Below are 23,137 nucleotides of genomic sequence, written 5' to 3'. Positions count from 1 at the left end.
CGCGGGCATTCCTCTTCCTCACCTCAGGTACGGGCCGTCGGCGCCGATCTTGCCGGGGCCGTCGAGGACGTAGACCCGCAGGTTGCCCTTGCCGGGGGCGCCGACGGCGAGGGTGCCGTTGGAGACGGTCTTCGCGTCGCCGGTGACGGCGTCCCGGTAGGTGCCGTTCGGGATGCCGGTGTAGGTGGCGCCGCCGGTGACGGTGACCAGGGCGAAGCTGTCGGTCGAGCCGCTGGTGTACCGACGTTTGAAGGCCATCTGTCCGCTGATGCCCTCGGTGGAGTACTGGCCCATCTGCAGGGCGGGGACCGCCCGGCGGATCTGGTTGAGCCGTTGCAGATGTCTGACCAGCGGCTGGGACAGGGTGGTGGCGACCTGGCCGCTCGCGGAGTCGGCCCTGCCGAAGTCGGAGGCGGTGACCGATCCGGCGAGGTGGTCGCCGTAGTAGGCCCGTCCCGTGCCGGCCAGCGGGCAGGTGGGGCCGCAGTCGATCTTCTGGCCCTTCTGGAACTCGATCTCCGAGCCGTAGTAGAGGGTCGGGATACCGCGGAAGGTCCACATCAGGGCCATGTTCTCGGCCCAGGCGTCGGTGCCTCCGCTGTAGCGGGTGCTCGACTTGTTGGGGCCGTAGTCGTGGCTGTCGACGTAGACGACGTTGTACGTGGCGTCGTTGACGCTGTCGTCGGAGTCCTTGCCGTTGCCGAAGGCGTTCTGCGCATCGCCGAAGTTCATGTGCATGCGCATGTCGATGATGTTCATCCCGGAGAACCGGCTGTGGTCGGGCGTGTGGTAGCTGTTGCCGTTCAGGAAGGCGTTGGTGGAGGTCGGCTGGTTGCCGGTGCCGAGGTCGTTCTCGTAGGTGAACTGCTCGATGGCCGCCGTCTGGTCGTCGGCGCTGTACTCCTTGCGCTCCTTCCAGGTGTAGAACTGCGCCGAGTGGTTGACCGAGCCGCGGTTCCACTTGTCGTTGACGAAGGCCGCGACCTCGCCGAAGACGAAGAAGTTCTTCGCGGCCTCCGCGCCGAACTTCTGGGTGACGCGTTCCTGGATGGCCGGCAGGAAGCGGCGGTTCCAGGTGACGCGCGGGATGTGGACGGCCGTGTCGACGCGGAAGCCGTCGACACCCATGTCGATGTACTTGTTGTAGGCGCCGATCAGGTAGTTCTGGACGGTGGTGTTCTCCGTGTTGAAGTCGGCCAGGTCCTCGTGCAGCCAGCAGGAGCGGGCGTCCTCGCCCTCCCAGTTCCCGATCCAGCACTGGTGGTAGTACGCCTTGGGGAACATGCCCGAAGTGGGGCTCGGCCACTGGCAGTTGTAGAGGGTGTAGCCCTCGGCGCTCTTGCCGCCGGTCGGCTTGCCCCAGTTGACGCAGGTGTTGCCGGTCGGCTCGGCCGTGGACCACAGGTCGCCGTTGTAGTACGACTTCCCGGACTTGGGCTCGACGGTGAGACCGTCGTACTCGAAGCCCTCGGCGCGCTCGTCGTAGTACCAGCTCCACTGGGAGTCGCGGACGCCGTAGACCGTGGGGGTGAACAGGCCCTTGGCGCCCCAGCGGGAGCTGTGGTTGTAGACGACGTCCTGGTAGATCTTCATGCCCTTGGCGTGGGCCGCGTCGATCAGGTCCTGGTAGCTCGCGCCGGCCGATTCGAGGCGCGGATCGACCTTGTAGAAGTCGTAGCCGTGATAGCCGTGGTAGTCGTAGTCGGAGCGATTCAGGACCACCGGGGTGATCCACACGGCCGAGAAGCCGAGCGCCTTGATGTAGTCGAGCCGGTCGACCAGGCCCTTGAAGTCGCCCCGGAACATGGGGTCGTCGTTCGCCGCGTTGCCGGACCTGGTGTGCTGGCTGCCGCCCCGGTTGTTGCCCGGGTCGCCGTCGAAGAAGCGGGCGGTGAGGACGAAGTAGATGGGGTCCTTGCGGGGGTCGGTGCCGAGCGGGGTGCCGGTGGCGGGGCCGGGGGCCTCCTCCCCGGTGGTCGCCGTGGCCTGGGCGGAGGCGGGCGAGGTGTTGCCGGCCGCGTCCACCGCCTTCACCGTGTACGTGTAGGTGGTCTTCTCCTCAAGCCCCGTGTCGGACAGGACGGTTGAGCCGGTGTCCGTGACGGTCGTGCCCTTGGTGCCGCCGGTCCGGGTGACCTGGTACTTGGTGACGCCCTTGTTGTCGGTGGCGGCTTCCCAGCCCAGCACGATCGAGGTGTGGGTGGCGGTCGCGATGACCTTGGTGGGGGCGGTCGGCGCCTCGGTGTCGGGCGCCTCGGCCGCGCAGGGGTCGGCGGCGTCCCGGGTGACCGTGCGGTCCCTCACCGTCGTGGTGCCGGTCGGGATGGTGTAGTCGGCGCTGTTGTTGTTGTCCCAGACGCCGTTGCCGTTGTTGAAGGCGGCCTTGAGGGAGGTGGCCGTGCCCAGGTCGAGGGTCTTCTTCCACCAGCCGGTGCAGGCGGTCTCCATGCCGACGCCGGGTGCGGTCGTCCAGGTACCGCCGGCGGGCTGGTAGTGGATGTTGGCGGTGGTCCAGCCGGTCGTCGCGGTGGAGTAGTAGACGGTGGCCTTGTTGCCCTCGACGGGGCCGGTGCCGGCGCAGGGGTCGCTGTGCGCGATCACACCGTCCTTGACGGTGATGTTCCCGGTGCCGAGCGCGTAGTTCGCGCCGCCGTTGTTGTCCCAGGTGCCGCCGCCGTTGTTGAAGGTGGCCTGGAGGCCGCCGGCGGTGCCGAGGTCGACGGTCTTCTTCACCCAGTCCGTGCAGGCGGCCTCCATCGCGGTGCCGGGCACGGTGGTCCAGGAGCCGCCGTCGGGGGCGTAGTGGAGGTAGGTGGAGGCCCAGTTCTTGGTCTTCGTGTAGTAGAAGACCGTGGCCGTGTTCGCCTCGGCGGCGGCCGGCTCCACCGGGCCGGAGGGGGTCGCCGGGACCGTGGCGAGCGCTCCGAGCAGGCCGGTCGCCACGGCGAAGGAGGCGAGCGGGCGCCGCCGTGGCCGACCGGGGGGTGTTCGTCTCATGTGCCGTCTCCAATGCGGGCCGGGAGGTGGGGAGTTGCACTGCAAGGTGCGATGCAAGAGGAACCGGCAAATTCCTGAAAGCCTTTGCAGCGCGGAAGCTACAGGGACATGACAGCCGCGTAAAGGGATCGCGCGAGGGGTGATGCGGCGGAGCGCGCCGAGGTGAAAACGAACCAGTAGTGGTGACCCGCGCCCACGCGCCCGGCGGGGCCTTCCGCCTAGCGTGGCCGTATGACCATGCAACCCTGGTTTCCCGCCGCCAAGCTGGGCATCTTCATCCACTACGGCATCTACGCCGTGGACGGAGTGCCGGAGTCCTGGTCCTTCTACTGGGGCGAGGTGACGCACGAGCAGTACATGAAACAGCTCGACGGCTTCACCGCGTCCGCGTACGACCCCGGGGCCTGGGCCGAGTTGTTCGACCGGGTCGGCGCCAAGTACGCGGTGCTCACCGCCCGCCACCACGACGGGGTCGCCCTGTGGGACACCGCCGAGGGCGAGCTGAGTGTCGTCCGGCGCACCCCGGCGGGCCGGGACCTGATCGCCGGGTACGTCGACGCGCTGCGCGAGCGGGGCCTCAAGGTCGGCCTCTACTACTCGCACTCCGACTGGAACCACCCCGACTACGCGAGCGTCCGCCACCCCGAGATCGACCGGTGGACGGACACCCACCCGGGCGGCAACGACGCCAACCGCTACTCCCATGCCGCGCCCGGCGAGGAGGACCCGGCGGCCTGGGACCGCTACCTCGCCTACCGGGACGGCCAGGTGAGCGAGCTGGTCGAGCGGTTCCGCCCCGATCTGCTGTGGTTCGACGGCGAGTGGGAGCGCACCGAACAGCAGTGGCGGATCCAGGAGTTGGCCGACCGCATCCTCGCGGAGAACCCGGACACCGTCCTCAACGCCCGCATGCTCAGCCGTGGCGACTACGCCACTCCCGAGCAGGGCGTACCGCTCGAAGCACCGGACGGGCCCTGGGAGTTGTGCCTGACCATCAACGACTCCTGGGGCTTCCAGCATCAGGACGACAACCACAAGTCGGTACGGCAGCTGGTGCGTTACTTCGCCGAGACGATCGGCATGGGCGGCAATCTGCTGCTGGACGTCGGGCCGAAGGCGGACGGGACGATCCCCGCCGAACAGATCGAGCGCCTGGAAGGCCTCGGGGCATGGATCGGGCGGCACTCCGACGCCGTGTACGGGACGGTCGCCGGGCTCCCCGCCGGGCACCACTACGGCCCCAGCACCCTCTCCGCCGACCGGCGCACCCTGTATCTGACATGCTTCGACGTGCCCCGCGAGTCCGTGGCGGTGCGGGGGCTGCGCAACCCGGTCAAGAAGGTCACCGTCGTCGGCACGGGCACCGAGCTGGGCCACCGGGTGATCGGCGGCCTGGACGCCGTACCCGGAGTGACCTGGATCGACGCCCCCGCGGAGGCCGACCTCGACCCGTACGCGACGGTGCTCGCCCTGGAGCTGGACGGGGAGCTGGACCTCTACCGGGGCACGGGCCGCGACTGACCGGGGACGCGTCGGCCGGGGGCCACCGGGCCCACCGGGGCTCCGTACAATCTCCTGAAATCGGCCGGAGGTTCGCTTTCATGAACCTTCGGGTCTGCCCGGGACGGCCCGGGTCCGGCTTCGGGGGGAATCGCATTGCCGTGGGACGTGGCTCCGCTGGTGAGCCGGGAGACGGAACTGGCACGCCTCACCGACGTGCTCGACGGGCTGACGGCAACCGGCGACGGGCCGGCCGGGCACGGCACGACCGGGCACGGGCCGGCGGTCGTCGATGTCACGGGTGCGGCGGGGATCGGCAAGAGCAGGCTGGTGTCGGAGTTCTGCGCGCGGGCCCGGGAGCGGGGCATGACGGTGCTGCGCGGCCGGGCGACCGAGTACGAGCAGGAACTGCCGTACCAGCCGCTCGCGGACGCCCTCGCGGACCTCGACGCCGAGACCGGGCTTCCCTCCCCGCTCGCCGATGTCCACACCATGGACCGTTTCGCTCTGCAGCGCGCGGCGGCGGCCTTCCTCGCCCGGATCGCGCAGGCGGGCAACGGCCTGGTGGTGGCCCTCGACGACGTGCACTGGGCCGACCCGGCGTCCCTGGAACTCCTCGACCATCTCGTCCGCCATCCGCCGCGCCGCGCGCCCGTGGTGATCGTGGTGGCGCGCCGTGAACGGCAGACGTCCCCCCGGCTCGCCGCCTCCCTCACCCGGGGTGTGGAGGCGGGGACGGTCCTGCGTCTCGAACTCGGCCCCCTCGACCGGAGCGCCTGTCTCGCGGCGCTCGCCCCCGACCGGCCGGCCGACCTCGCCGCGGAACTGTACACGGCCAGTGAGGGAAATCCGCTGTACTTCCTCGCCCTGCTCCAGGCGGGCAGACCCGCGGGGCTCAGCTCACTGCTGCTGGACGAGCTGACGCCCCTCACCGACGGCCAACGCCGGACGGTGCAGGCCGTGGCCGTGCTCGGCGACCATGCGGCACCCGCGGTGGTGGCGGCTGTCACCGGCCGTACCGAAAGCGAACTGGAGGCGGATTTCCGGGAGTTGACCGCCCGTGATCTCGCACGTCCGGGAGCCGACGGCCGCTGGGCGCTGCGGCATCCGGTGCTGCGGTCCCTCGTCCACGACACCACCGACCCGCTGCTGCGGACCCGGATGCACCAGCTCGCGGCGGCCGAACTGGGCCGTATCGGGGCACCGGTCACCGAACGGGCCCACCATGTCGAGCGGTCGCTGACCGGCTGGGACCCGGACGCCGTGGACATCCTCGTCGAGGCCGCCCGGCAGGCCGCCGCGACCGCGCCCGCGAGCGGCGCCCACTGGCTGGGTGTCGCCCTGGCCCATCTGCCCGACCGGCCGGTGCACGGCGCGCTGCGCCGCGCGCTCATGCTGCGCCGGGCCGAGGCGCTCGGCGCCTGCGGCGGGCTGCGGGAGAGCCGGGATCTGCTGCACGAGGTGATCAGTCTGTCGCCGCCGGGCACCGACGAAGGCGTACGGGCCTCGGCCGTCACCCTGTGCGCGGTGATGGAACGCCATCTCGGGCGGTACACGGAGGCCGTGGCCCTGCTCCGCCGTGAACTGGCCCGGGGCGCCGACCTCTCCCCCGCCGAGACCATCCAACTCGGCCTGGAACTGGGCTCGTCGGCGCCGCACGCCAGCGCCTACGCGGACGTACGGGACGACGTGCTCCGCACCCTGGAGCTGGCCCGGTCGCTGGGCGACGAGGTCGCGGAGGCGGGGGCGCTCGCCGTGACCGCGCTCGGGGAGGCGTACGAGGGCGACACCGAGGCCGCGGCCGAGGCCACCGACCGGGCCGCCGCGCTCATCGACTCCCTCACCGACCAGGATCTCGCGGGCCTGTGCGAGCCGCTGGCCCGGCTCAGCTGGGCGGAGGCGTTCCTGGAGCGGTACGCCGACGCCGAACGGCACGCCGAGCGCGGCCTGGTGATCGCCCGCCGGGGCGGCCTCCTCTACGTGGTGCCGCATCTGCTGCTGTGCCGGTCCCACCTTCATGTGATGACGCTGCGGCTGGGGTCGGCCGTCGAACTCGCCGAGGAGGCGGAGACGATAGCCCGGGGCATCGGCAGCGACGAGCTGCTCGCCTTCGTGCTGGCCTCCAAGGCCCAGGCGCTGATCCCCGCGCTCCCGCCCGGTGACGGCGGGGCGCTGGCCGTGGCCGAGGAGGCCGTCGCCCGGGCCGGTGCCGGCTCCCACTGGTGGGCCTCCATCGCCTGGGGCGTGCTCGGGTACGCCGCGCTGCACGCGGGTGATCCGGCGCGGGCCCGGGCCGCCGTGCTCCGCGCGGGCGGGGAGGACCTCGCCGGGCTCCAGCCGAGCATGCGGCCCCTGTTCACCGAGATCCTGGTCACCGCCGCCGTGGCCACCGGGGACCAGGACGGGGCCCGGCAGTGGGCGGAACAGGCCCGCAAGGAGGCGGAGCGGCTCGATCTCGTGACCCAGCGGGCGTCCGCGCTGCGCAGCCTGGCGCAGGTGCCGCTGGCCGACGGCGACTGGGCCACCGCGGCCGACCTGTTCGAGCGGGCCGCCGAGGAGGCCGCCCGGGGCCAGGGCCGACTGTGGGAGGCCCACTCGCTGCTGCTGGGCGCGCCCCTCACCGCGCTCGCGGGCCACCCCGCCCGCGCCCGCGCCATGTGGGAACGCGCCGTACAACTGAGCGCGGACGGCGACACCCCACTGTTCCCGGGCCTCGCGGAGGCGATACGTCCGGCCGTGTTCGTCGAGACGGGAACGGAGCCACCAGGGGAGGCAGAGGCGGGTCGGGGCACGGGGGCGGGCGCCCGCCCCCGTGCCGGTGTCGGTGCTTCGTCGCAGGTGGCGGTGGCCAGGGAGCCCGCCGTGCTGTCCCCGCGTGAGCGGGAGGTCGCCGTGCTTGTCGCGGAGGGGCTGACCAGCCCCGCCATCGCCGAGCGGCTCTTCCTCAGTCCGCGTACGGTCGAGACGCACCTCTCCCGGATCTATCGCAAGACGGGCGTCACCACGCGGGCGGCGCTGGCCGCGCTGCAGGTGCGGGGCGAACTGGGCGACGGCGGGGCGTAGGTGGAGCGGCGGGCGGGGACCTGACGGATTTATGCGCGTCGGTGGCGGCGGACTGGTAGCGCGAGGGTCGCCGGGCGCAGGCCCGAGGAGCGTGCGGTGAGGGTGAGGCGGCCCGGTCGTTTCGCCGGGCGGAGGATCGCGAGCGCCTTGCCGTGCCAGGTGTGGCGGGACGGGCGGCGGAAACTGTCGACGTTGTGCGGGTTGCCGTTGGCGACGCCGAACAGTTCCCCGGCGCCGGCGGTCTCGAAGGTGACCTTGCGGGTGGCGTCGGGAACGACCCGGCCGTGGCGGTCGACCACTTCGACGAGGACGTGGGCGAGGTCGTCGCGGCCGGTGGTGAGCGTCCGGACGTCGGACACGAGCCGCAGGGCGGCCGGGGCGCCGACCGTGGTGAGGGTCGTCCGGCCGATCTCCGTGCCGTCCCGCTCGGCGACCGCCGTCAGTGCGCCCGGCCGGTAGGGGACCGTGAAGGTGGCCATGGCCCGCTCGGGAGCGGTCGGGGCGCCGCCGGGGAACTCCTCGCCGTCGAGCAGCAGCCGTACGCGGTCGCCGGGTGTGTAGACGTGCACGGTCATCGGACGTCCGTGCTCCACGCCCTCCCATGTCCAGCTCGCGAGTTCGTCGAAGTAGCCCCACCACAGGGCGACTTGCTCGGTGCCGGGTGGGGTCGGGCGTTCCACGAGGAGTTCGACGGGGCTGCGGCCGGTGACGGCGGCCCGCCAGTGCCTCTGCGGTTTGCGCTGTCCGATGAGATCGAAGTCGCCGCAGTTCGCGTGGAAGTAGGGGTACGGATAGCCGAACCCGCCCCAGGTGTGGTGCAGTTCGCGGGAGATCGACCAGCCGGGCATGACGCTCTGGTCGCCGATGGTCGCGCCCGTGCCGGCCGGCGGGATGGCCGTCTTGCCGATGCCGGCCTCACCGAGGTAGTCCCAGGCGGCCCAGACCCAGGTGCCCACGGCCCAGTCGTGCCGGTCGGCGAAGGTGATGTCCTGGTGGATCGTGGCCGGGAACGTCTCGTTGTGCGTCATCGCCTTGCCGGGGTGGGCGGCGTGCATCTGGGCGTAGCCCTTGCCGTTGGCGTTGTAGTGGACGTCGCCGATGTCGACGTAGTTCCAGGACGGGTCGTCCGGCGAGTGGGTGGAGCCGCCGCCGAGGGTGACCGGCCGGGTGGTGTCGAGGGTGCGGAGCAGGGCCGCGAGTTCGGCGCCCCGGTGGCCGTTCGTACGGTCGGTGATCTCGTTGCCCAGCGACCACATGACCACGCTGGGATGGTTGCGGTCGCGCAGGACCGTGCTCGTCAGGTCGCGCTCCCACCACTCGGCGAAGTGCGTGGAGTAGTCGTCGGGGTTCTTGCCGGTGTCCCAGACGTCGAAGAACTCGTCCATCACCAGCATGCCGAGGCGGTCGCAGGCGTCGAGCAGGGCCGGGGTGGGCGGGTTGTGGGCCGTGCGGAGGGAGTTGAAGCCGGCCTCCTTGAGGATCTCGACGCGGCGTTCCTCGGAGCGGTCGAGGGCGACGGCGCCCAGCGGACCGTGGTCGTGGTGGACGTTGCCGCCCATCACCTTGACCGGTTGGCCGTTGAGGAGGAGGCCGCTCTCGCCGTTCCAGGCCAGGGAGCGGATCCCGAAGGTGGTGGTGACCGTGTCGACGGTCCCGCCGTCGACGAGGATCTCGGTGCGCGCGGTGTACAGGTGCGGGGTGTCCATGGACCACAGCGCCGGCCGTCTGAGGGGGAGGTCGAGGGTCACGACGTCCGTGGCGCCCGGTGCGAGGGCACGGGCGGGTGCGCGGCGTACGGCGACGGTCCTGCCGCGCGGGTCGAGGACCGTCACGCGGACGGCCGCCGACGCGGGCCGCTCCCCCAGGTTGGCGACGGACACCTCGGCGCGGGCGAGCGAGCGGCCGGTGCTCACCTCGGGGGTCGTCAGGTGCACGCCCCAGAGGGGGATGCGGACGGGGCCGGTGACCGTGAGCCAGGTGTGCCGGTAGATGCCCGAGCCCGCGTACCAGCGGCTGTTGCGGCCGGTGTTGTCGACGCGGACGGCGAGCACGTTCGGGCCGGTCGGATCGAGGTGCGGGGTGAGGTCGTGGGCGAAGGAGGTGTAGCCGTGGGGGTGGAAGCCGAGGTGTTTCCCGTTCAGCCAGACGTCCGCGTTCTGGTACACCCCGTCGAACCGCAGCTCGATATGTGACCGGGCCGCGTCGGCCGTCCCCCCGACGCGGAAGTGCTTGCGGTACCAGCCGACTCCGCCGACCGTGTAGCCGATCGAACCCCCGTTCTCGCTGCGGTCCGGGTCGAACGGGCCGATCACCCGAGGGGGCGTGGGCCAGGCCGGGTCGGGCTCCTTGGGCACCAGCAGGGAGGGGAAGCTCGTGGCGCCGCCGCCGTCGGAGTCGGCGTACGGGAGGTCCTCGATGCTCCAGTCGTGCGGGAGGTCGAGCGGGCGCCAGGAGCCGTCGTCGTGGGCGGGTTCCTGGGCGCCGGGGGCGTCGCCGCGTAAGAAGAGCCACCCTTCGTCGAACGACTGCTCGCGTTCGACGGCCTTCCCGCCCCGGGCTTCGGCGGCGACGGCCGTGCCCCCGAGGTCCGGTGCCGTCGCGGCCGCGCCCGCCGCGGTGGCCGCCGCGCCGAGCTGGAGTGCCCTGCGGCGTGTGATGCGTCGTCGCCTCGTCGTCATCCCTGTCACCCTCCGCACACTTCAGATGAATTCGGTATGTCGAACCTCAAGCAGAATGCTGAACTGGCATAGACATGTCAGGAGTAGGGCGTCGCGGCTGTGGCGTCAAGGGTCGGGGGTGACAGGAGTGTGATGTGTACCCCCTCGGTGCGTCTCCTCCGAGCGGGGTGGTTAGCATATGAGCGCCGCCTAGCTCGAAAGATAAATCTGTGACTGTCAACGAGGACTCGTTCACCCAATGGAAGAACCGCGAGGAGATCGCGGAGTCGATGATCCCGATCATCGGGAAGCTGCACCGTGAGCGGGACGTGACGGTCCTGCTGCACAGCCGCTCCTTGGTGAACAAGTCGGTGGTCAGCATCCTGAAGACCCACCGCTTCGCCCGCCAGATCGCCGGTGTGGAGCTCTCGGTCACCGACACCCTGCCGTTCCTCCAGACCCTCACCACGCTCGACCTCGGCCCCTCCCAGATCGACATCGGTCTGCTCGCCGAGGCCCACCGGGCCGACGACCGGGGGCTGTCGGTCGAGGAGTTCACGGCCGAGGCCGTCGCCGGCGCCACGGGCGCCAACAAGATCGAGGGCGGCGAGGGACGCGACGTCGTCCTCTACGGCTTCGGCCGCATCGGCCGCCTCGTGGCCCGGCTGCTGATCGAGAAGGCCGGCTCGGGCAACGGGCTGCGGCTGCGCGCCATCGTCGTACGCGGTGGCGGTGAACAGGACATCGTCAAGCGCGCCTCGCTGCTGCGCCGGGACTCCATCCACGGCCAGTTCCAGGGCACGATCACCGTGGACGAGGCGACCAGCACGATCAACGCCAACGGCAACGAGATCAAGGTGATCTACGCCGGCGACCCGTCCGAGGTGGACTACACCGAGTACGGCATCAAGAACGCGATCCTCATCGACAACACCGGCAAGTGGCGTGACCGCGAGGGTCTGTCGACGCATCTGCGTCCCGGTATCGACAAGGTCGTGCTGACCGCGCCCGGCAAGGGTGACGTCCCGAACATCGTGCACGGCGTCAACCACGACACGATCAAGCCGGACGAGCAGATCCTGTCCTGCGCCTCCTGCACCACCAACGCCATAGTCCCGCCACTGAAGGCGATGGACGACGAGTTCGGCGTGCTGCGCGGCCATGTGGAGACCGTCCACTCGTTCACCAACGACCAGAACCTGCTGGACAACTACCACAAGTCGGACCGTCGGGGCCGTTCCGCGCCGCTCAACATGGTGATCACCGAGACGGGTGCCGCGTCGGCCGTCGCCAAGGCGCTGCCCGAGCTGAAGGCGCCGATCACCGGCAGCTCGATCCGCGTGCCCGTCCCGGACGTCTCGATCGCGATCCTCAGCCTGCGCCTCGGCCGGGAGACCGACCGCGAGGAGGTCCTCGACTACCTCCGCAACGTCTCGCTGACGTCACCGCTCAAGCGCCAGATCGACTTCACCAACGCGCCCGACTCGGTCTCCAGCGACTTCATCGGCTCCCGGCACGCCTCGATCGTCGACGCGGGCGCCACCAAGGTCGACGGCGACAACGCGATCCTCTACCTCTGGTACGACAACGAGTTCGGCTACTCCTGCCAAGTCATCCGCGTCGTCCAGCACGTCTCCGGGGTGGAGTACCCGACGTACCCGTCGCCGGCGGTCTGATCGGTCGGGCCGGTCAGTTCGGTCGGTTCGGTCGGTTCGGTCGGTTCGGTTCAGGGGCCGGGAGAGTGATCCGCTCTCCCGGCCCCTGACTGCTTCCACTTCACCCGGCCGAAGCGCTGAGCGCCGCCCGTTCCTGGCGAACGGGGCGTTGTCAGTGGTGGCAGGCAGGATGGACCGCATGACGACATCAGTTGCAGTGATCGTGGATGCCGCCGCGTACGCCCAGGCCGTCGAGGACGCGGTGCGGGCTTCGGCCGCCTACTACACGGGCGGGACGTCGGTGTTGGACGACGACGCCTACGACCGGCTCGTGCGGGGGATCGCGGCGTGGGAGGCGGAGCATCCCGATCAGGTGCTGCCGGACTCGCCGACGGGCAAGGTGGCCGGCGGGGCGGTCGAGGGGGATGTGCCGCACACGGTGGCGATGCTGAGCCTGGACAACGTGTTCTCGGGCGAGGAGTTCACCGCGTGGACGGCGTCGCTGGCCCGGCGGATCGGGCACGACGTGGAGCGGTTCGGGGTGGAGCCGAAGCTCGACGGGCTGGCGGTCGCCGCCCGCTACACCCAGGGGCGGCTCACCCGGCTGATCACGCGGGGCGACGGGACGGCCGGGGAGGACGTCTCGCACGCCATCGGCACCATCGAGGGCCTGCCGGGCGAGCTGGCCGAGCCGGTCACCGTGGAGGTGCGGGGCGAAGTCCTCATGACGAACGCCCAGTTCGAGCACGCCAACGAGGTGCGCACCGGGCATGGCGGGCAGCCGTTCGCGAATCCGCGGAACGCGGCGGCGGGCACCCTGCGGGCCAGGGAGCGGGCGTACACCGTGCCGATGACGTTCTTCGGATACGGGCTGCTGGCACTGCCGGACACGGACGCCGAGTCCGTGGCGCGGCTGGGCGAGCTGGCGCACAGCGAGCTGATGGCGCGGGCCGCCGAACTGGGCGTGAACACCACCGCGAGCACGGCCGTGCCGGGTGTCACCGCCGACTCGGTCGAGGCCGTCCTGGACCGGGTCAAGGAGATCGGCGCGCTGCGGGCCGAGCTGCCGTTCGGGATCGACGGGATCGTCGTCAAGGCCGACCTCGCCGCCGACCAGCGGGCCGCCGGGTCGGGTTCGCGCGCCCCGCGCTGGGCGATCGCGTACAAACTGCCCGCCGTCGAGAAGATCACCCGGCTTCTGGAGGTGCAGTGGAACGTGGGCCGGACCGGCATCATCGCCCCGCGCGGCGTGCTGGAGCCGGTCGAGATCGACGGCTCCACGATCACCTACGCCACCCTGCACAACCCGGCCGACATCACCCGTCGCGATCTGCGGCTGGGCGACCACGTCATGGTGCACCGCGCCGGTGACGTCATCCCGCGTGTGGAGGCGCCCGTCGCCCATCTGCGCACCGGCGACGAACAGCCCATCGTCTTCCCCGAGGTGTGCCCGAGATGCGGCTCCGCCATCGACACCGGGGAGCAGCGCTGGCGCTGCGAGAACGGCCGCAACTGCCACTTGGTGGCGTCCCTTTCGTACGCGGTCGGCCGCGACCAGCTCGATGTGGAAGGGCTCGGCCACACCCGGGTCGTCCAGCTCGTCGAGGCGGGCCTGGTGGCGGACCTCGCGGATCTGTTCACGCTCACCCGGGAGCAGCTCCTCGGTCTGGAGCGCATGGGTGAGACCAGCACCGACAACCTCCTGACCGCGCTGGAGACGGCCAAGGGGCGGCCGTTGTCCAGGGTGTTGTGCGCGCTGGGGGTGCGGGGCACGGGACGCTCCATGTCCCGCCGGATCGCCCGGTACTTCGCCACCATGGACCACCTGCGGGCCGCCGACGCCGAGGCGATCCAGCGGGTCGAGGGCATCGGCACCGAGAAGGCCCCGTCCATCGTGGCCGAACTGGCCGAACTGGCCCCGCTCATCGACAAGCTGGTGGCGGCCGGGGTGAACATGACCGAGCCGGGCGCCACACCGCCCGCCCCGGCCGACGACACGTCCGCCGATGCCGAGGCCAAGGCTGACGCCGATGCCGACTCTCCGGTGCCCTCCCCGGAGCCGGGCGGTCCGCTCGCCGGGATGGCCGTGGTGGTCACGGGTGCGATGACCGGCGTTCTGGAGAAGCTCAGCCGCAACCAGATGAACGAACTCATCGAACGGGCGGGCGGACGCGCCTCGTCCAGCGTCTCGAAGAAGACATCTCTGGTCGTCGCGGGCGAGAACGCCGGCTCCAAGCGTGCCAAGGCCGAGACGCTCGGCATCCGGCTGGCCGACCCGGACGAGTTCGCCGCGCTGGTGGCCGATTTCCTCGACTGAGCCGACGACCACGCGGAAGCCCCGCTCAGAGGCGGATGATCACGAGGGCCGCGTCGTCGGTGGCCCGTCCCTCGGGGAGGAGGTCCAGCAGGAGTGCGTCGGCGAGGGGCTCGGGCCCGGCCCGGCGGTGGCGGGTGAGCGCGCCGGCGAGACGGTCGAGGCTGACGTCGATGTCCTCGTCCCGGCGTTCGATGAGACCGTCCGTGTAGAGGACGAGCATGTCGCCCTCGGTGAAGCCGAGGGTCGCCTCAAGGCGGGGCGTGTGTTCCGGGCGGGCGCCGAGCGGTGGATCGGTGGCCTGGTCGAGGAGGACGACGCTGCCGTCCCGGCGCAGCAGGGCGGGCGGCAGATGACCGGCGCTGCTGTAGGTGATCGTATGGGTGTCCCAGTCGACGCAGGTCTGCACGGCGGTGGTGTTCTCGGCGCCGTCGACGGAGCGGGCGTACAGGCCGAGCGCGTCCAGTGCCTCGGCGGGGCCGTCCGCCACCAGGGACGCGGCGCTCAGCGCGCTGCGCAGCTTGCCCATGACACAGGCGGCGGCCAGCCCGTGTCCGACCACGTCACCGACGGCGATCCCGATGCGGTCGACGCCGGACAGGTCGACGAGGTCGTACCAGTCGCCGCACACGTTCAGCGCGTCGGTCGCGGGCTGGTAGCGCACGGCGGCCCGGTGGTGGCCGAGCGGGCTGGGCGCGGGGAGCATCGCCTTCTGCAGGACGAGCGCGACCTCCCGTTCATGGGCGTGCGCCTCGCGGAGCCGTTCGTTGACCTCCTGCAGTTCCCGGGCACGGGTGTACAGCTCGGCCTCCATCACCTGGGCGCGGTTGTCGGGGGCGCGCTCGCGGGCCCGGATCAGCTCGGTGACCTCCTCCACCTTGTGGATCAGCAGCACCACCTTGCCGTCGGGGCCGAGGACGGGGGCGTTCACCGGGCTCCAGTAGCGCTCCGACCACTCCCCCGGGCGCTCGGCCGATTCCACGTCGTAGCGCTGCAGCGCCATGGCGTCCCGCTCGCCGGTCTCGACGACCCGGTTGAGGGAGGCCGCCAGATTGCGCATGCCGTTCGCGGAGGGGTCCTCGGGGTTGTCGGGGAAGACGTCGAAGAGGTACCGGCCGACGACCTGTTCGCGGGTGCGGCCCGCCATCCGCAGAAACTCCTCGTTCGCCTCCGCGTACACCAGCTCGGGTGTCAGCAGCGCCACCATGCCCGGCAGCGCCTGGAACACCGCCGCGTAGTCGATCTCCGTATCCGCCATGGTCGCCGCCTCAGCGTCCGCCCCGTGCCTGATCTCCACCATAGGATCGGATGGCTTCGGGGGCGCGGTCCTGTTCCGGAAAAAAGGGCTGGTCACGCACGGTTGTGCGATATAAGACGCAGCGTCGCGGCCCCTGCAGGGGTCCGCGCTCCGGTCAGCGGGCGGCACGAAGCAGGATGTCCACCTCAGCAGGGCTGTCGCCAGACCCCGAGTTCCAGTCGCTTCACCATTGACGACAGCCGCAGTCTGCGGGACTCCGCGCAGAAGCTGTTCCTGGGTTCGGTGTACTCGACGTGGAACACCGCCTTGCCCGCCTTGATGAACGGGGTGAGGAGCGCGCATTCGTCGTACTGGGCGCACTCCTCGTTGACCGCGAAGTCGAAGTCGTCCAGCAGCTGGGGGATCTGCGGCAGGTCGTTCTTCAGACCCACGGACAGGCCGCGGTCGTGGGCGATGTCCGCGATCAGGCGGTTGTATGTCAGCTGGTCCCGTGCGGTGAGGGGGAACCCGGTGTCGTTGCCGTAGCCCTCCAGCAGGTCGGGCTCCACCGCGTCGAACCCCTTGTCGCGGCACATGTCGAAGCGGCGTTCCATGATCGGCCGCAGCGCGGAGAGCTTCCGGATGTCCAGCCATCGTTCGCCCGCCCAGCCGTTCTGCTCGCCGAGCAGGGCGCGCGGGAAGTCGTCCTTGTCGGGGCGGAAGTCCTCCCAGGCGCCGACGTTGATGTAGCAGATGACCTTCCGGCCGTCGCGGTGCAGCCGGGCCACGTCCGCCGCCGTGTTCTCGAAGCCGTCGATGTCGTAGACCGGTACGTCCGCCGAGGGGTCGACCCTGCCGTCCAGCTGCCACTGCCAGGCGAGACCGGGCCGGGGTTTCCACAGCGCCCTGGAGTCCGTGCCCTTGTCGCTGTCGCCGTCACCGGTGCAGCCCGACAGCGTCGAGGCCACCAGCGCGGCCAGCAGCACGAGGTACGCGAGCGGCGGTCGCCTCATCGGTCCGTCCCGGTGAGCGCGGGGGTCAACTGGGCCCAGGGGTTGGGTGGTTCACCGGTGACCGGACCGCAGACCGCGGCGCCCCGGTCGTGCGCGGTGCGGACGGCGAGCGGGACGAGGGCCTCGGGGACGCCGTAGACGAGGTGGCAGAGCCGCTCGGGTGGGTGCCGGGCGGCCCAGGTGGGCCTGCTGAACGCCGACACGTACGTCGACCAGTGGCCCTCGAAGGTGACGGTCAGGTCGGCGAGGCGGGCGTACCCCGGGGCCGGATGCACCCCGGGGTTCAGGACGACGGTCCCGGCGCCGAGCCGGCGTACGGCCCGGACGAGCCGACGGCAGGCGGGCAGGCCGTCCGGGGTGGCCGTCACCTGGTCGAGGAAGCAGCCGTCGGCCGCGTACCACTCCTGGTGACGGCGTACGTCGTCGGCGATCTCGGCGCGGTCGCGCACCCCGTAGTCGGTGTCGACGTAACCGAGCAGCCGGGCCCCGGCCGCGCGCAGTGCCCCGGCCGCCGCGGTGAACGCGGGGTCGGGGCCGTCGCCGGGGCCGTTCGCCGGGTTGAGGACGACGCCGTACGTGCGGGTCGCGGCCCGGATCAGCCGGTGCCAGGCGCCCGGGTCCTCGGCCGGGTGGACATACAGCGGGATCAGCAGACTCACGGCGTACGCTCACCCTTCTCGCCGCCCCCGCCGTTGTCGTCCCGTCCGCTCTCCCACAGCGCGGTGAGCGCGTCGTCCAGGCTGTGCACGGGTCGCCATCCGAGGGCCGCCTCGGCGGCGGTGATGTCGGAACACTGCCACGACACGTCGGCCGAGCGGACGGACCCGGCCGGCGACGCCGGGACGGCAGCCGCACCAGGAGCGTTCCCGGCAGTCCCGGCCGCCCCAGGGGCCCCGGCAGGCCCGGCGCCCGCCCCCGTCACCCCACCCGCACCCGTCCCCGCGCGGCCCACCGCCCCCGTTCCGCCGCGCGCCCCCGTACCGAGCGCGTTCTCCGCGATCCGGCCCCGGAAGCCGGCCTTGGCCGCCAGGCCCAGGACGACCTCGCGGACCGGGACGGCCCGGCCCCCGCCGATGTTGAGGACGCGGGGCAGCGGACCGGGGGCCGTGGCCACGAGCGCGACCGCCCGGGTGACGTCGCGGACGTCGACGAAGTCGCGGTACGCGGAGAGGTCGCCCAGGGGCAGGACGGCGTCGGGGTCGGTGCCGGCCGTGCGGAGCAGTGTGGCGATACGGCCGGGCAGGCCGGTCGGTGGGGCGCCGGGACCGACCGGGTTGCCGACGCGCAGGACCACCGCGTCGAGGCCGGAGGTGGTCACGGCGACCGTGCCCGCGAGCTTGGTCGCGCCGTAGGGGGCGAGCGGCCGGGTGGCCGCCGACTCCGTGACCCTGATGTCCGGGACGCCGGGGCCGTACTCGGCGGCCGAGCCGAGGTGCACCAGCCGGGCGCCGGGGGCGGCCTCGCGGAGCGCGGCGCACAGCACGGCGGGGCCGCGGGCGTTGACCTCGGCGAGGGTCACGGGATCGCCGCCGATCGCGCCCGCGCAGTTGACCACGGTGTCGGGCGCGGCCGAGGCCAGGATCTTCGCCAGTTCCGGTGGGCCGATGGTCGCGAGGTCCACGGTGTGGTCGGCGGTGGGTCCGCGTCCACCGCCGAGGACCAGCGCGCCCGGCAGGGCCCGCAGCCCCTCGGCGATGTGGGTGCCCAGATAGCCGGTGTGCCCCAGGACGAGAATGCGCATGTGGTGCTCAGGCTCCCTTGAGCAGAAGCGACTTGCGGGTGGTGAACTCGGCGTTGGCCCGGTCGTAGTCGTCGGGGCGCCCTATGTCCAGCCAGTATCCGTCGAAGTCGTAGGCGTGGGGCTGGTTCTGAGCCCTGATCAGATCGAGGACCAACTCGTCGAAGCCCAGCGGCAGTCCGGGGGTGTAGTCGTTCAGGGTGGAGCGGGAGACGCCGTAGACGCCCATGGAGACGCGGTAGTCCATGCTCGGCTTCTCGGTGAAGGCGACGACCTTGGAGTCGTCGGTGGTCAGCACGCCGAAGTCGATGTGGACCTTGCGGGCGTAGGTGGCGATGGTGAGCGGCGCCTTGGACGCGCGGTGGCGGCGCAGGACGTCGGCGTAGTCGAGGTCGGTGAGGATGTCGCCGTTCATGACGAGGAACGACTCGGGCAGTCTCTCCCGCAGGTTGAGCAGCGGGCCCATGGTGCCGAGGGGGCTCTCCTCGATGGCGTAGTCGACGGTCAGGCCCCACTGGGAGCCGTCGCCGACGTAGGCGCGGATGATCTCGCCGAGGTGGCCGATGGCGAGGGTGACATGGGTGAAGCCGGCCGTGGAGAGCTGGCGCAGCACGATCTCCAGGATGGCGTGCTGGTCGCCGATGGGGACGAGCGGCTTCGGCAGCGCGGTCGTGTAGGGCCGCAGTCGTACGCCCTTGCCTCCCGCCAGGATCACTGCGTGCATGGTGCTCCTCCTTCGTCGAGGTGCTTCGGGGATGTGCTGCGCGGACGCACTTCGCAGGTGTGCCGCGGCCGTGCCGGACGGGAGTCAGATGTTGTAGATGCCGGTCTTGTAGCGGGCGAGGTGGGCCGGGTCGCGGAAGAACTCCACGGTGTGCGCGAGGCCTTCCTCCAGGGTGTGGGCGGGCCGCCAGCCGGTCGCGGCGGTCAGTCGGCTCGCGTCCGCGACGAGCCGCATCACCTCGGAGTTCGCCGGCCGGATGCGGGCGGTGTCCTCGCGGACGTCGAGGTCGCTGTCCATCACCTTCCCGATCAGCGCGACGAGGTCGCCGACCGAAATCTCCCCGCCGGTCCCGGCGTTGAAGGTGCGGCCCACGACCTGCGCGGCGGGCGCGGTGCCGACGGCCAGGAACGCCTGCGCGGTGTCCTTGACGAAGGTGAAGTCCCGGGTGGGGCGCAGGTCGCCGAGGGTGATCTCCCGTTCTCCGGCGGCCACTTGGCCGATCACGGTGGGGATCACCGCGCGCATCGACTGTCGCGGCCCGAAGGTGTTGAAGGGTCTCAGGGTGACGACGGGGGTGTCGAAGCTGGCGTGGTAGCTGTCGGCGAGCCGGTCCCCGCCCGCCTTCGAAGCGGCGTACGGGGACTGGGTGTTGATCGGGTGGTCCTCGGTGATCGGCACCGTTTGCGCGGTGCCGTAGGTCTCGCTGGTGGAGGTGTGCACCAGGCGCGGGGTGCCGAGGGTGCGGACGGCCTCCAGGACGTTGAGGGTGCCCGTGACGTTGGTGTCCACGTAACTGTGGGGTGCCTGGTAGGAGTACGGGATCGCGATGAGGGCGGCCAGGTGGTAGGCGGTGTCGGCGCCGTCGAGGAGGGAGCGGACCGAGCCGGGGTCGCGGACGTCGCCGAGGACGATGTCGACCTGGTCCAGGACGTCCGGGCGCAGGGTCTCCAGCCAGCCGTAGGAGGAGAAGGAGTTGTACTGGGCCATGGCCCGGACCCGGTGGCCGGCGGCGACGAGCGCCTCGGTCAGATGCGAGCCGATGAAGCCCTCGGCTCCGGTGACGGCGGCGAGCGGTGCGGAGGTCAACTGGTGTGTCCTTCCGGTGAGTTGGTGGTGGGTGGTGGTCGTGGGTGGGCCCGGGGCTCAGGCGTGCGGCGCGGGCCGGCCGAGCAGCCGCAGCGCGCACGCCGACAGACAGAGCGCGGCGGCGGCGCAGCACAGGGGCAGCGCCAGGTCGCCGGGTGGCAGCCGCAGCAGGGTGACGGCCCCGGCGGTGCCCGCGGCCGTGAGGCAGATCGCGGCCGGTGGCCAGGCCGCCCCGAACGCCTGGAGCAGCAGTGCGGTCCACAGGACGGCCGCGAGCAGGAGCAGGGGCGCCGGGTCGGCGTCGGTGAGCAGGGCCGCCGGCAGCAGCGGCAGCAGGTAGGCGAGCAGGCAGAGGCCGAGGATGCCGGCCGAGCGCAGCAGGAACCCGGCGGGTGTCGCCGCGGCCCGCAGCGCGGCCACCGACAGGCCCCGGTAGCGGTAGAGCAGCCACTCCGCCGGGCCCATGCTCACCGTCAGCACGATCACGGCGTACGGCTCGTCGCGGCCTTCAAGGAGCACCAGCACACCGGCGGCCAGCCCGAAGAGGCCGTACGGCAGGGACCACAGGAGGCGGGGGCGGCGGGCGTCGGGTACGGAAGGGGTGGTCAGGGCGGCTCTCAGGGTCCGGCCGGTGACGGCGAGGGTGGCGAGCAGGGCGAGGAGAGGCAGTCCGGCGCGTGGCCAGGGGCCCGGTTCCCACCAGGGCAGGACGGCGGCGCCGGCGATCAACGGGCTGAGCGCGGCGAGGAGTTGGCGTTCCCGGCCGAGGACCAGCAGGACGCCCGCCGCCGCGAGGTACGCGGACTGCGCGGCGGCCACCAGGGTCACCGGGCCGCCTTCCGCCGGGAGCGCGGCGATCGCCGTGGCGACCAGCGCGCCGACGGGGGCGCCGGTCAGGAGCGTACGGCCGGCCTCGTGGCGTCCGGTCGCCATCCGCAGGTGGGCGCGGTGGCCGAGGGCCTGGCCCCAGGCCCAGGAGACGAGTCCGGCGACGATGAGGGCGGGGGCGTGGGCGCCGGGGTTCCACAGGGGTGCGGTCAGCAGATAGGCGAGGCCGGGCAGGGCGAAGAGCACGCCCCGCAGGAGGCAGCGGACGGTGTCGGGGCGCCAGGGGTCGGCGGTGGGCGCCGGTTCCGGGAAGGTGCGGGGTACCCGTTCGTAGAGCGCCGAGGCGAGCGAGAACAGGTTGGGGTGGCCGTACCGGTCCTTGATGAGGGTGGCGGACAGGCCCTCGGCCTCCAGCAGGGCGGCGACCTCGTAGGGGTGGACGGCGGGGCCGACGCGGTCGGCGAGTTCGGCGGCGAGTTCGCTGACGGCCTCCTCGTCGGGGCCCTGGTGGGGCAGCCGGATGGTGAGGGTGGTGTCGTCGCCGAGGGCCCAGCTGGGGCGGCGGCGCGGGCGGCGCCGGTCGGCCAGCCGGATGGCGAGGGTGTCGTGTTCGACGCCGCCGGGTTCGAGTGACATGGGCCCGCTCATCCGGCCACCGTGCTGATCGGGGCCGGTGCCGCCGCCGGGAGCGCGGGGCCGGTCGACTGCCGGTCCAGGGTGGGCAGTTCGAGGTAGATGGAGCGGAAGGTGTCGATGGTCTGGCGGAGGGTGAACTGTTCGATCACCCGTAGCCGTGCCGCCTCGCCCATCGCCCGGCGGCGCGCGGGGTCGCCCAGGAGTTCCAGAGCGGCCTTCGCCATCGCCTCCGGGTCGCGCGGCGGCACCACGAGCCCGGTGTCGCCGACGGCTTCGCGGACGCCGCCCACGTCGGTGGAGACGGTGGCCCGACCACAGGACATGGCCTCGATCAGGGTGAACGGGAAGCCCTCGCTGATGCTGGACAGCATCACCACGTTGCCGGCCGCGTAGGCGTCCTTGATGTCGTCGACGCGGCCCTCGAAGGTGACCGCGTCGGCGTGGCCCAGTTCGGCGGCGAGTGCCTCGCAGCGGTCGCGGTAGGCCTCGCCGCCGCGCGGTGTGCCGCCGAACAACCTCAGCCGCGCGATGGGGAGTTGGTCCCTGACGAGGGCGAAGGCCCGGATGAGGGTCTCCAGGTCCTTGATGGGGTCGACGCGGCCCGCCCAGCTGAGGGTGAGCGTGTCCGGCTCGGGCCCGGCGGGCGGGAACGCGGCGGGGTCGACGCCGTTGTAGACCGTGCGGATGGACTCGGGGTCGGCGCCGCCCTGTTCCTCCCAGAGCCGGTTGTAGCGGTTGCCCGGGGTGATCAGGGCGGCCCTGCGGTAGGTCTCCTCGGCGAGGAGGCGGAAGAAGCCGAGGACAACGGCTTTGACGGGCCAGCGGTAGGGGGCGGTGCGATAGCCGAGGTAGCGCTCGCGGAGGTAGACGCCGTGTTCGGTCAGCAGCAGGGGTACGCCGTGCCGTTCGAGGGCGGCGAGGCCCGGGAGGACGGCGACCCCGCCGCTGACCGCGTGGGCGACGCCGGTCTCGGGTGGCGGTGCGGCGAGCGGGCGCAGGGCGTGTTCCAGCAGGGAGGTCGCGGTGAGCGCGTCGTGCAGGGTGGGCCGGGCCTCGCGTACGGCGAGGCCGGGGCGGTTCCAGACGGCGGCCAGCAGGGCGATCGCCCGGTCCGAGCGCAGGAAGGGGCTGAGTGTGCGGTCCGCCGCCGCGTCGGCCAGCTCGTACAGGGCGGGCGCGAACCCGCTCTCGGCGCCCGGGTCCAACAGCGCGGTGAGGAACCGCTCGTAGGCGGTGGTGAGCCGCTGCCGGGCGCGGCCCCGGGGCGGGCGGCCCTCCGGCGGGTCGCCCCACATGGGGACGGACAGCACGCGGGACACATGGGCGGGCAGGTCCCAGACGACGGGTTCCCGCCCGGTGCCCGTGACGGCGATGACATCGAAGTCGAGGTCGGGCATGCCCTGGACGAGCTGGTCGCACCAGACGCTCACGCCGCCGTGACTGTGGGGATAGGTGCCTTCGGTGAGGAGGGTGACGCGCGTCGCGCCGAGTCGGCGCGCGTCGTGGGGTACGGGCATCGGTGTGCTCCACGGCCGTGGTGTGGGGTGGTGGTTCCCGGTGATCCCGGTGATCCCGGTGATCCCGGTGATCCCGGTGATCCCGGTGATCCCGGTGATCGCGGTGATCGCGGTGACTCCGGTGACTCCCTGCCGGTCCCGGCCGCCGGTCGGGCGGCCGGGACGGGGTACG

At 71.9% G+C, this 23,137-nt stretch carries 14 protein-coding genes; 4 read left to right on the top strand and 10 right to left on the bottom strand.

All coding sequences use genetic code 11. From position 1 onward, the window contains the following. Nucleotides 1–18 precede the first annotated feature (18 nt). Nucleotides 19–2,997 carry a carbohydrate binding domain-containing protein gene (locus ACZ7MG_RS02745; protein ID WP_471396743.1) on the bottom strand — a complete coding sequence of 993 codons (2,979 nt, stop codon included), beginning with the start codon at nucleotides 2,995–2,997 and terminating at the stop codon, nucleotides 19–21. Nucleotides 2,998–3,228: 231 nt separating this feature from the next. Here ACZ7MG_RS02745 and ACZ7MG_RS02740 point away from each other — a divergent pair, with 231 nt between their 5' ends. After that, nucleotides 3,229–4,518 (top strand): alpha-L-fucosidase, encoded by a 1,290-nt coding sequence (locus ACZ7MG_RS02740; RefSeq protein WP_471396740.1) that lies wholly within the window; start codon nucleotides 3,229–3,231, stop codon nucleotides 4,516–4,518. A 135-nt stretch (nucleotides 4,519–4,653) separates the two neighbouring features. Then, nucleotides 4,654–7,560 (top strand): helix-turn-helix transcriptional regulator, encoded by a 2,907-nt coding sequence (locus tag ACZ7MG_RS02735; protein WP_471396737.1) that lies wholly within the window; start codon nucleotides 4,654–4,656, stop codon nucleotides 7,558–7,560. A gap of 29 nt (nucleotides 7,561–7,589) precedes the next feature. On the opposite strand, the gene ACZ7MG_RS02730 is transcribed toward ACZ7MG_RS02735, so the two are convergent. Continuing rightward, entirely contained in the window at nucleotides 7,590–10,238 is a 2,649-nt protein-coding gene (locus tag ACZ7MG_RS02730) for a glycoside hydrolase family 2 TIM barrel-domain containing protein (RefSeq protein WP_471396734.1), read from the bottom strand. A gap of 209 nt (nucleotides 10,239–10,447) precedes the next feature. Here ACZ7MG_RS02730 and ACZ7MG_RS02725 point away from each other — a divergent pair, with 209 nt between their 5' ends. Continuing rightward, on the top strand, nucleotides 10,448–11,893 hold the full coding sequence (locus ACZ7MG_RS02725) for a glyceraldehyde-3-phosphate dehydrogenase (RefSeq protein ID WP_471396731.1): 1,446 nt from the start codon (nucleotides 10,448–10,450) through the stop codon (nucleotides 11,891–11,893). A 178-nt stretch (nucleotides 11,894–12,071) separates the two neighbouring features. Then, the gene (gene ligA / locus ACZ7MG_RS02720) at nucleotides 12,072–14,189 is read left to right on the top strand and encodes an NAD-dependent DNA ligase LigA (RefSeq protein WP_471396727.1); all 2,118 of its coding nucleotides are present in this window, start codon (nucleotides 12,072–12,074) and stop codon (nucleotides 14,187–14,189) included. A gap of 25 nt (nucleotides 14,190–14,214) precedes the next feature. Here ligA and ACZ7MG_RS02715 read toward each other — a convergent pair whose 3' ends face one another. From ACZ7MG_RS02715 to pelF, 8 genes are all read right to left on the bottom strand, one after another. After that, entirely contained in the window at nucleotides 14,215–15,444 is a 1,230-nt protein-coding gene (locus tag ACZ7MG_RS02715) for a PP2C family protein-serine/threonine phosphatase (protein WP_471396725.1), read from the bottom strand. A gap of 185 nt (nucleotides 15,445–15,629) precedes the next feature. After that, complete coding sequence (locus tag ACZ7MG_RS02710; protein ID WP_471396722.1) at nucleotides 15,630–16,436, bottom strand: endo alpha-1,4 polygalactosaminidase; 807 nt, start codon at nucleotides 16,434–16,436, stop codon at nucleotides 15,630–15,632. After that, nucleotides 16,433–17,095, bottom strand: a complete 663-nt coding sequence (locus ACZ7MG_RS02705; RefSeq protein WP_471396719.1) for a spherulation-specific family 4 protein — start codon at nucleotides 17,093–17,095, stop codon at nucleotides 16,433–16,435. The genes ACZ7MG_RS02710 and ACZ7MG_RS02705 overlap by 4 nt, the downstream gene beginning before the upstream one ends. Beyond that, a complete protein-coding gene (locus ACZ7MG_RS02700; RefSeq protein ID WP_471396717.1) occupies nucleotides 17,092–18,177 on the bottom strand; it encodes an NAD-dependent epimerase/dehydratase family protein in 1,086 nt (361 codons plus the stop codon). The genes ACZ7MG_RS02705 and ACZ7MG_RS02700 overlap by 4 nt, the downstream gene beginning before the upstream one ends. Nucleotides 18,178–18,184: 7 nt before the next feature. Continuing rightward, nucleotides 18,185–18,898 carry a nucleotidyltransferase family protein gene (locus tag ACZ7MG_RS02695; RefSeq protein WP_471396716.1) on the bottom strand — a complete coding sequence of 238 codons (714 nt, stop codon included), beginning with the start codon at nucleotides 18,896–18,898 and terminating at the stop codon, nucleotides 18,185–18,187. A gap of 84 nt (nucleotides 18,899–18,982) precedes the next feature. Next, nucleotides 18,983–19,984, bottom strand: a complete 1,002-nt coding sequence (locus ACZ7MG_RS02690) for a GDP-mannose 4,6-dehydratase (protein WP_471396713.1) — start codon at nucleotides 19,982–19,984, stop codon at nucleotides 18,983–18,985. A 57-nt stretch (nucleotides 19,985–20,041) separates the two neighbouring features. Continuing rightward, the gene (locus tag ACZ7MG_RS02685; protein ID WP_471396711.1) at nucleotides 20,042–21,460 is read right to left on the bottom strand and encodes a hypothetical protein; all 1,419 of its coding nucleotides are present in this window, start codon (nucleotides 21,458–21,460) and stop codon (nucleotides 20,042–20,044) included. Further along, nucleotides 21,457–22,965 (bottom strand): GT4 family glycosyltransferase PelF, encoded by a 1,509-nt coding sequence (gene pelF / locus ACZ7MG_RS02680; protein ID WP_471396763.1) that lies wholly within the window; start codon nucleotides 22,963–22,965, stop codon nucleotides 21,457–21,459. The genes ACZ7MG_RS02685 and pelF overlap by 4 nt, the downstream gene beginning before the upstream one ends. Nucleotides 22,966–23,137: the final 172 nt, after the last annotated feature.

The sequence above is a fragment of the Streptomyces sp. NPDC107538 genome (assembly GCF_055657445.1).
The sequence above is the reverse complement of the archived record's forward strand: the minus strand, read 5'-3'. Positions and strand labels throughout refer to the sequence as shown.

Coding starts and splice junctions, on each gene's coding strand:
- ACZ7MG_RS02710 (WP_471396722.1), bottom strand. CDS start 16,436: ATGAGGCGACCGCCGCTCGCGTACCTCGTGCTGCTGGCCGCGCTGGTG.
- ACZ7MG_RS02700 (WP_471396717.1), bottom strand. CDS start 18,177: ATGCGCATTCTCGTCCTGGGGCACACCGGCTATCTGGGCACCCACATC.
- ACZ7MG_RS02715 (WP_471396725.1), bottom strand. CDS start 15,444: ATGGCGGATACGGAGATCGACTACGCGGCGGTGTTCCAGGCGCTGCCG.
- ACZ7MG_RS02730 (WP_471396734.1), bottom strand. CDS start 10,238: ATGACGACGAGGCGACGACGCATCACACGCCGCAGGGCACTCCAGCTC.
- ACZ7MG_RS02685 (WP_471396711.1), bottom strand. CDS start 21,460: ATGAGCGGGCCCATGTCACTCGAACCCGGCGGCGTCGAACACGACACC.
- pelF (WP_471396763.1), bottom strand. CDS start 22,965: ATGCCCGTACCCCACGACGCGCGCCGACTCGGCGCGACGCGCGTCACC.
- ACZ7MG_RS02740 (WP_471396740.1), top strand. CDS start 3,229: ATGACCATGCAACCCTGGTTTCCCGCCGCCAAGCTGGGCATCTTCATC.
- ACZ7MG_RS02695 (WP_471396716.1), bottom strand. CDS start 18,898: ATGCACGCAGTGATCCTGGCGGGAGGCAAGGGCGTACGACTGCGGCCC.
- ligA (WP_471396727.1), top strand. CDS start 12,072: ATGACGACATCAGTTGCAGTGATCGTGGATGCCGCCGCGTACGCCCAG.
- ACZ7MG_RS02745 (WP_471396743.1), bottom strand. CDS start 2,997: ATGAGACGAACACCCCCCGGTCGGCCACGGCGGCGCCCGCTCGCCTCC.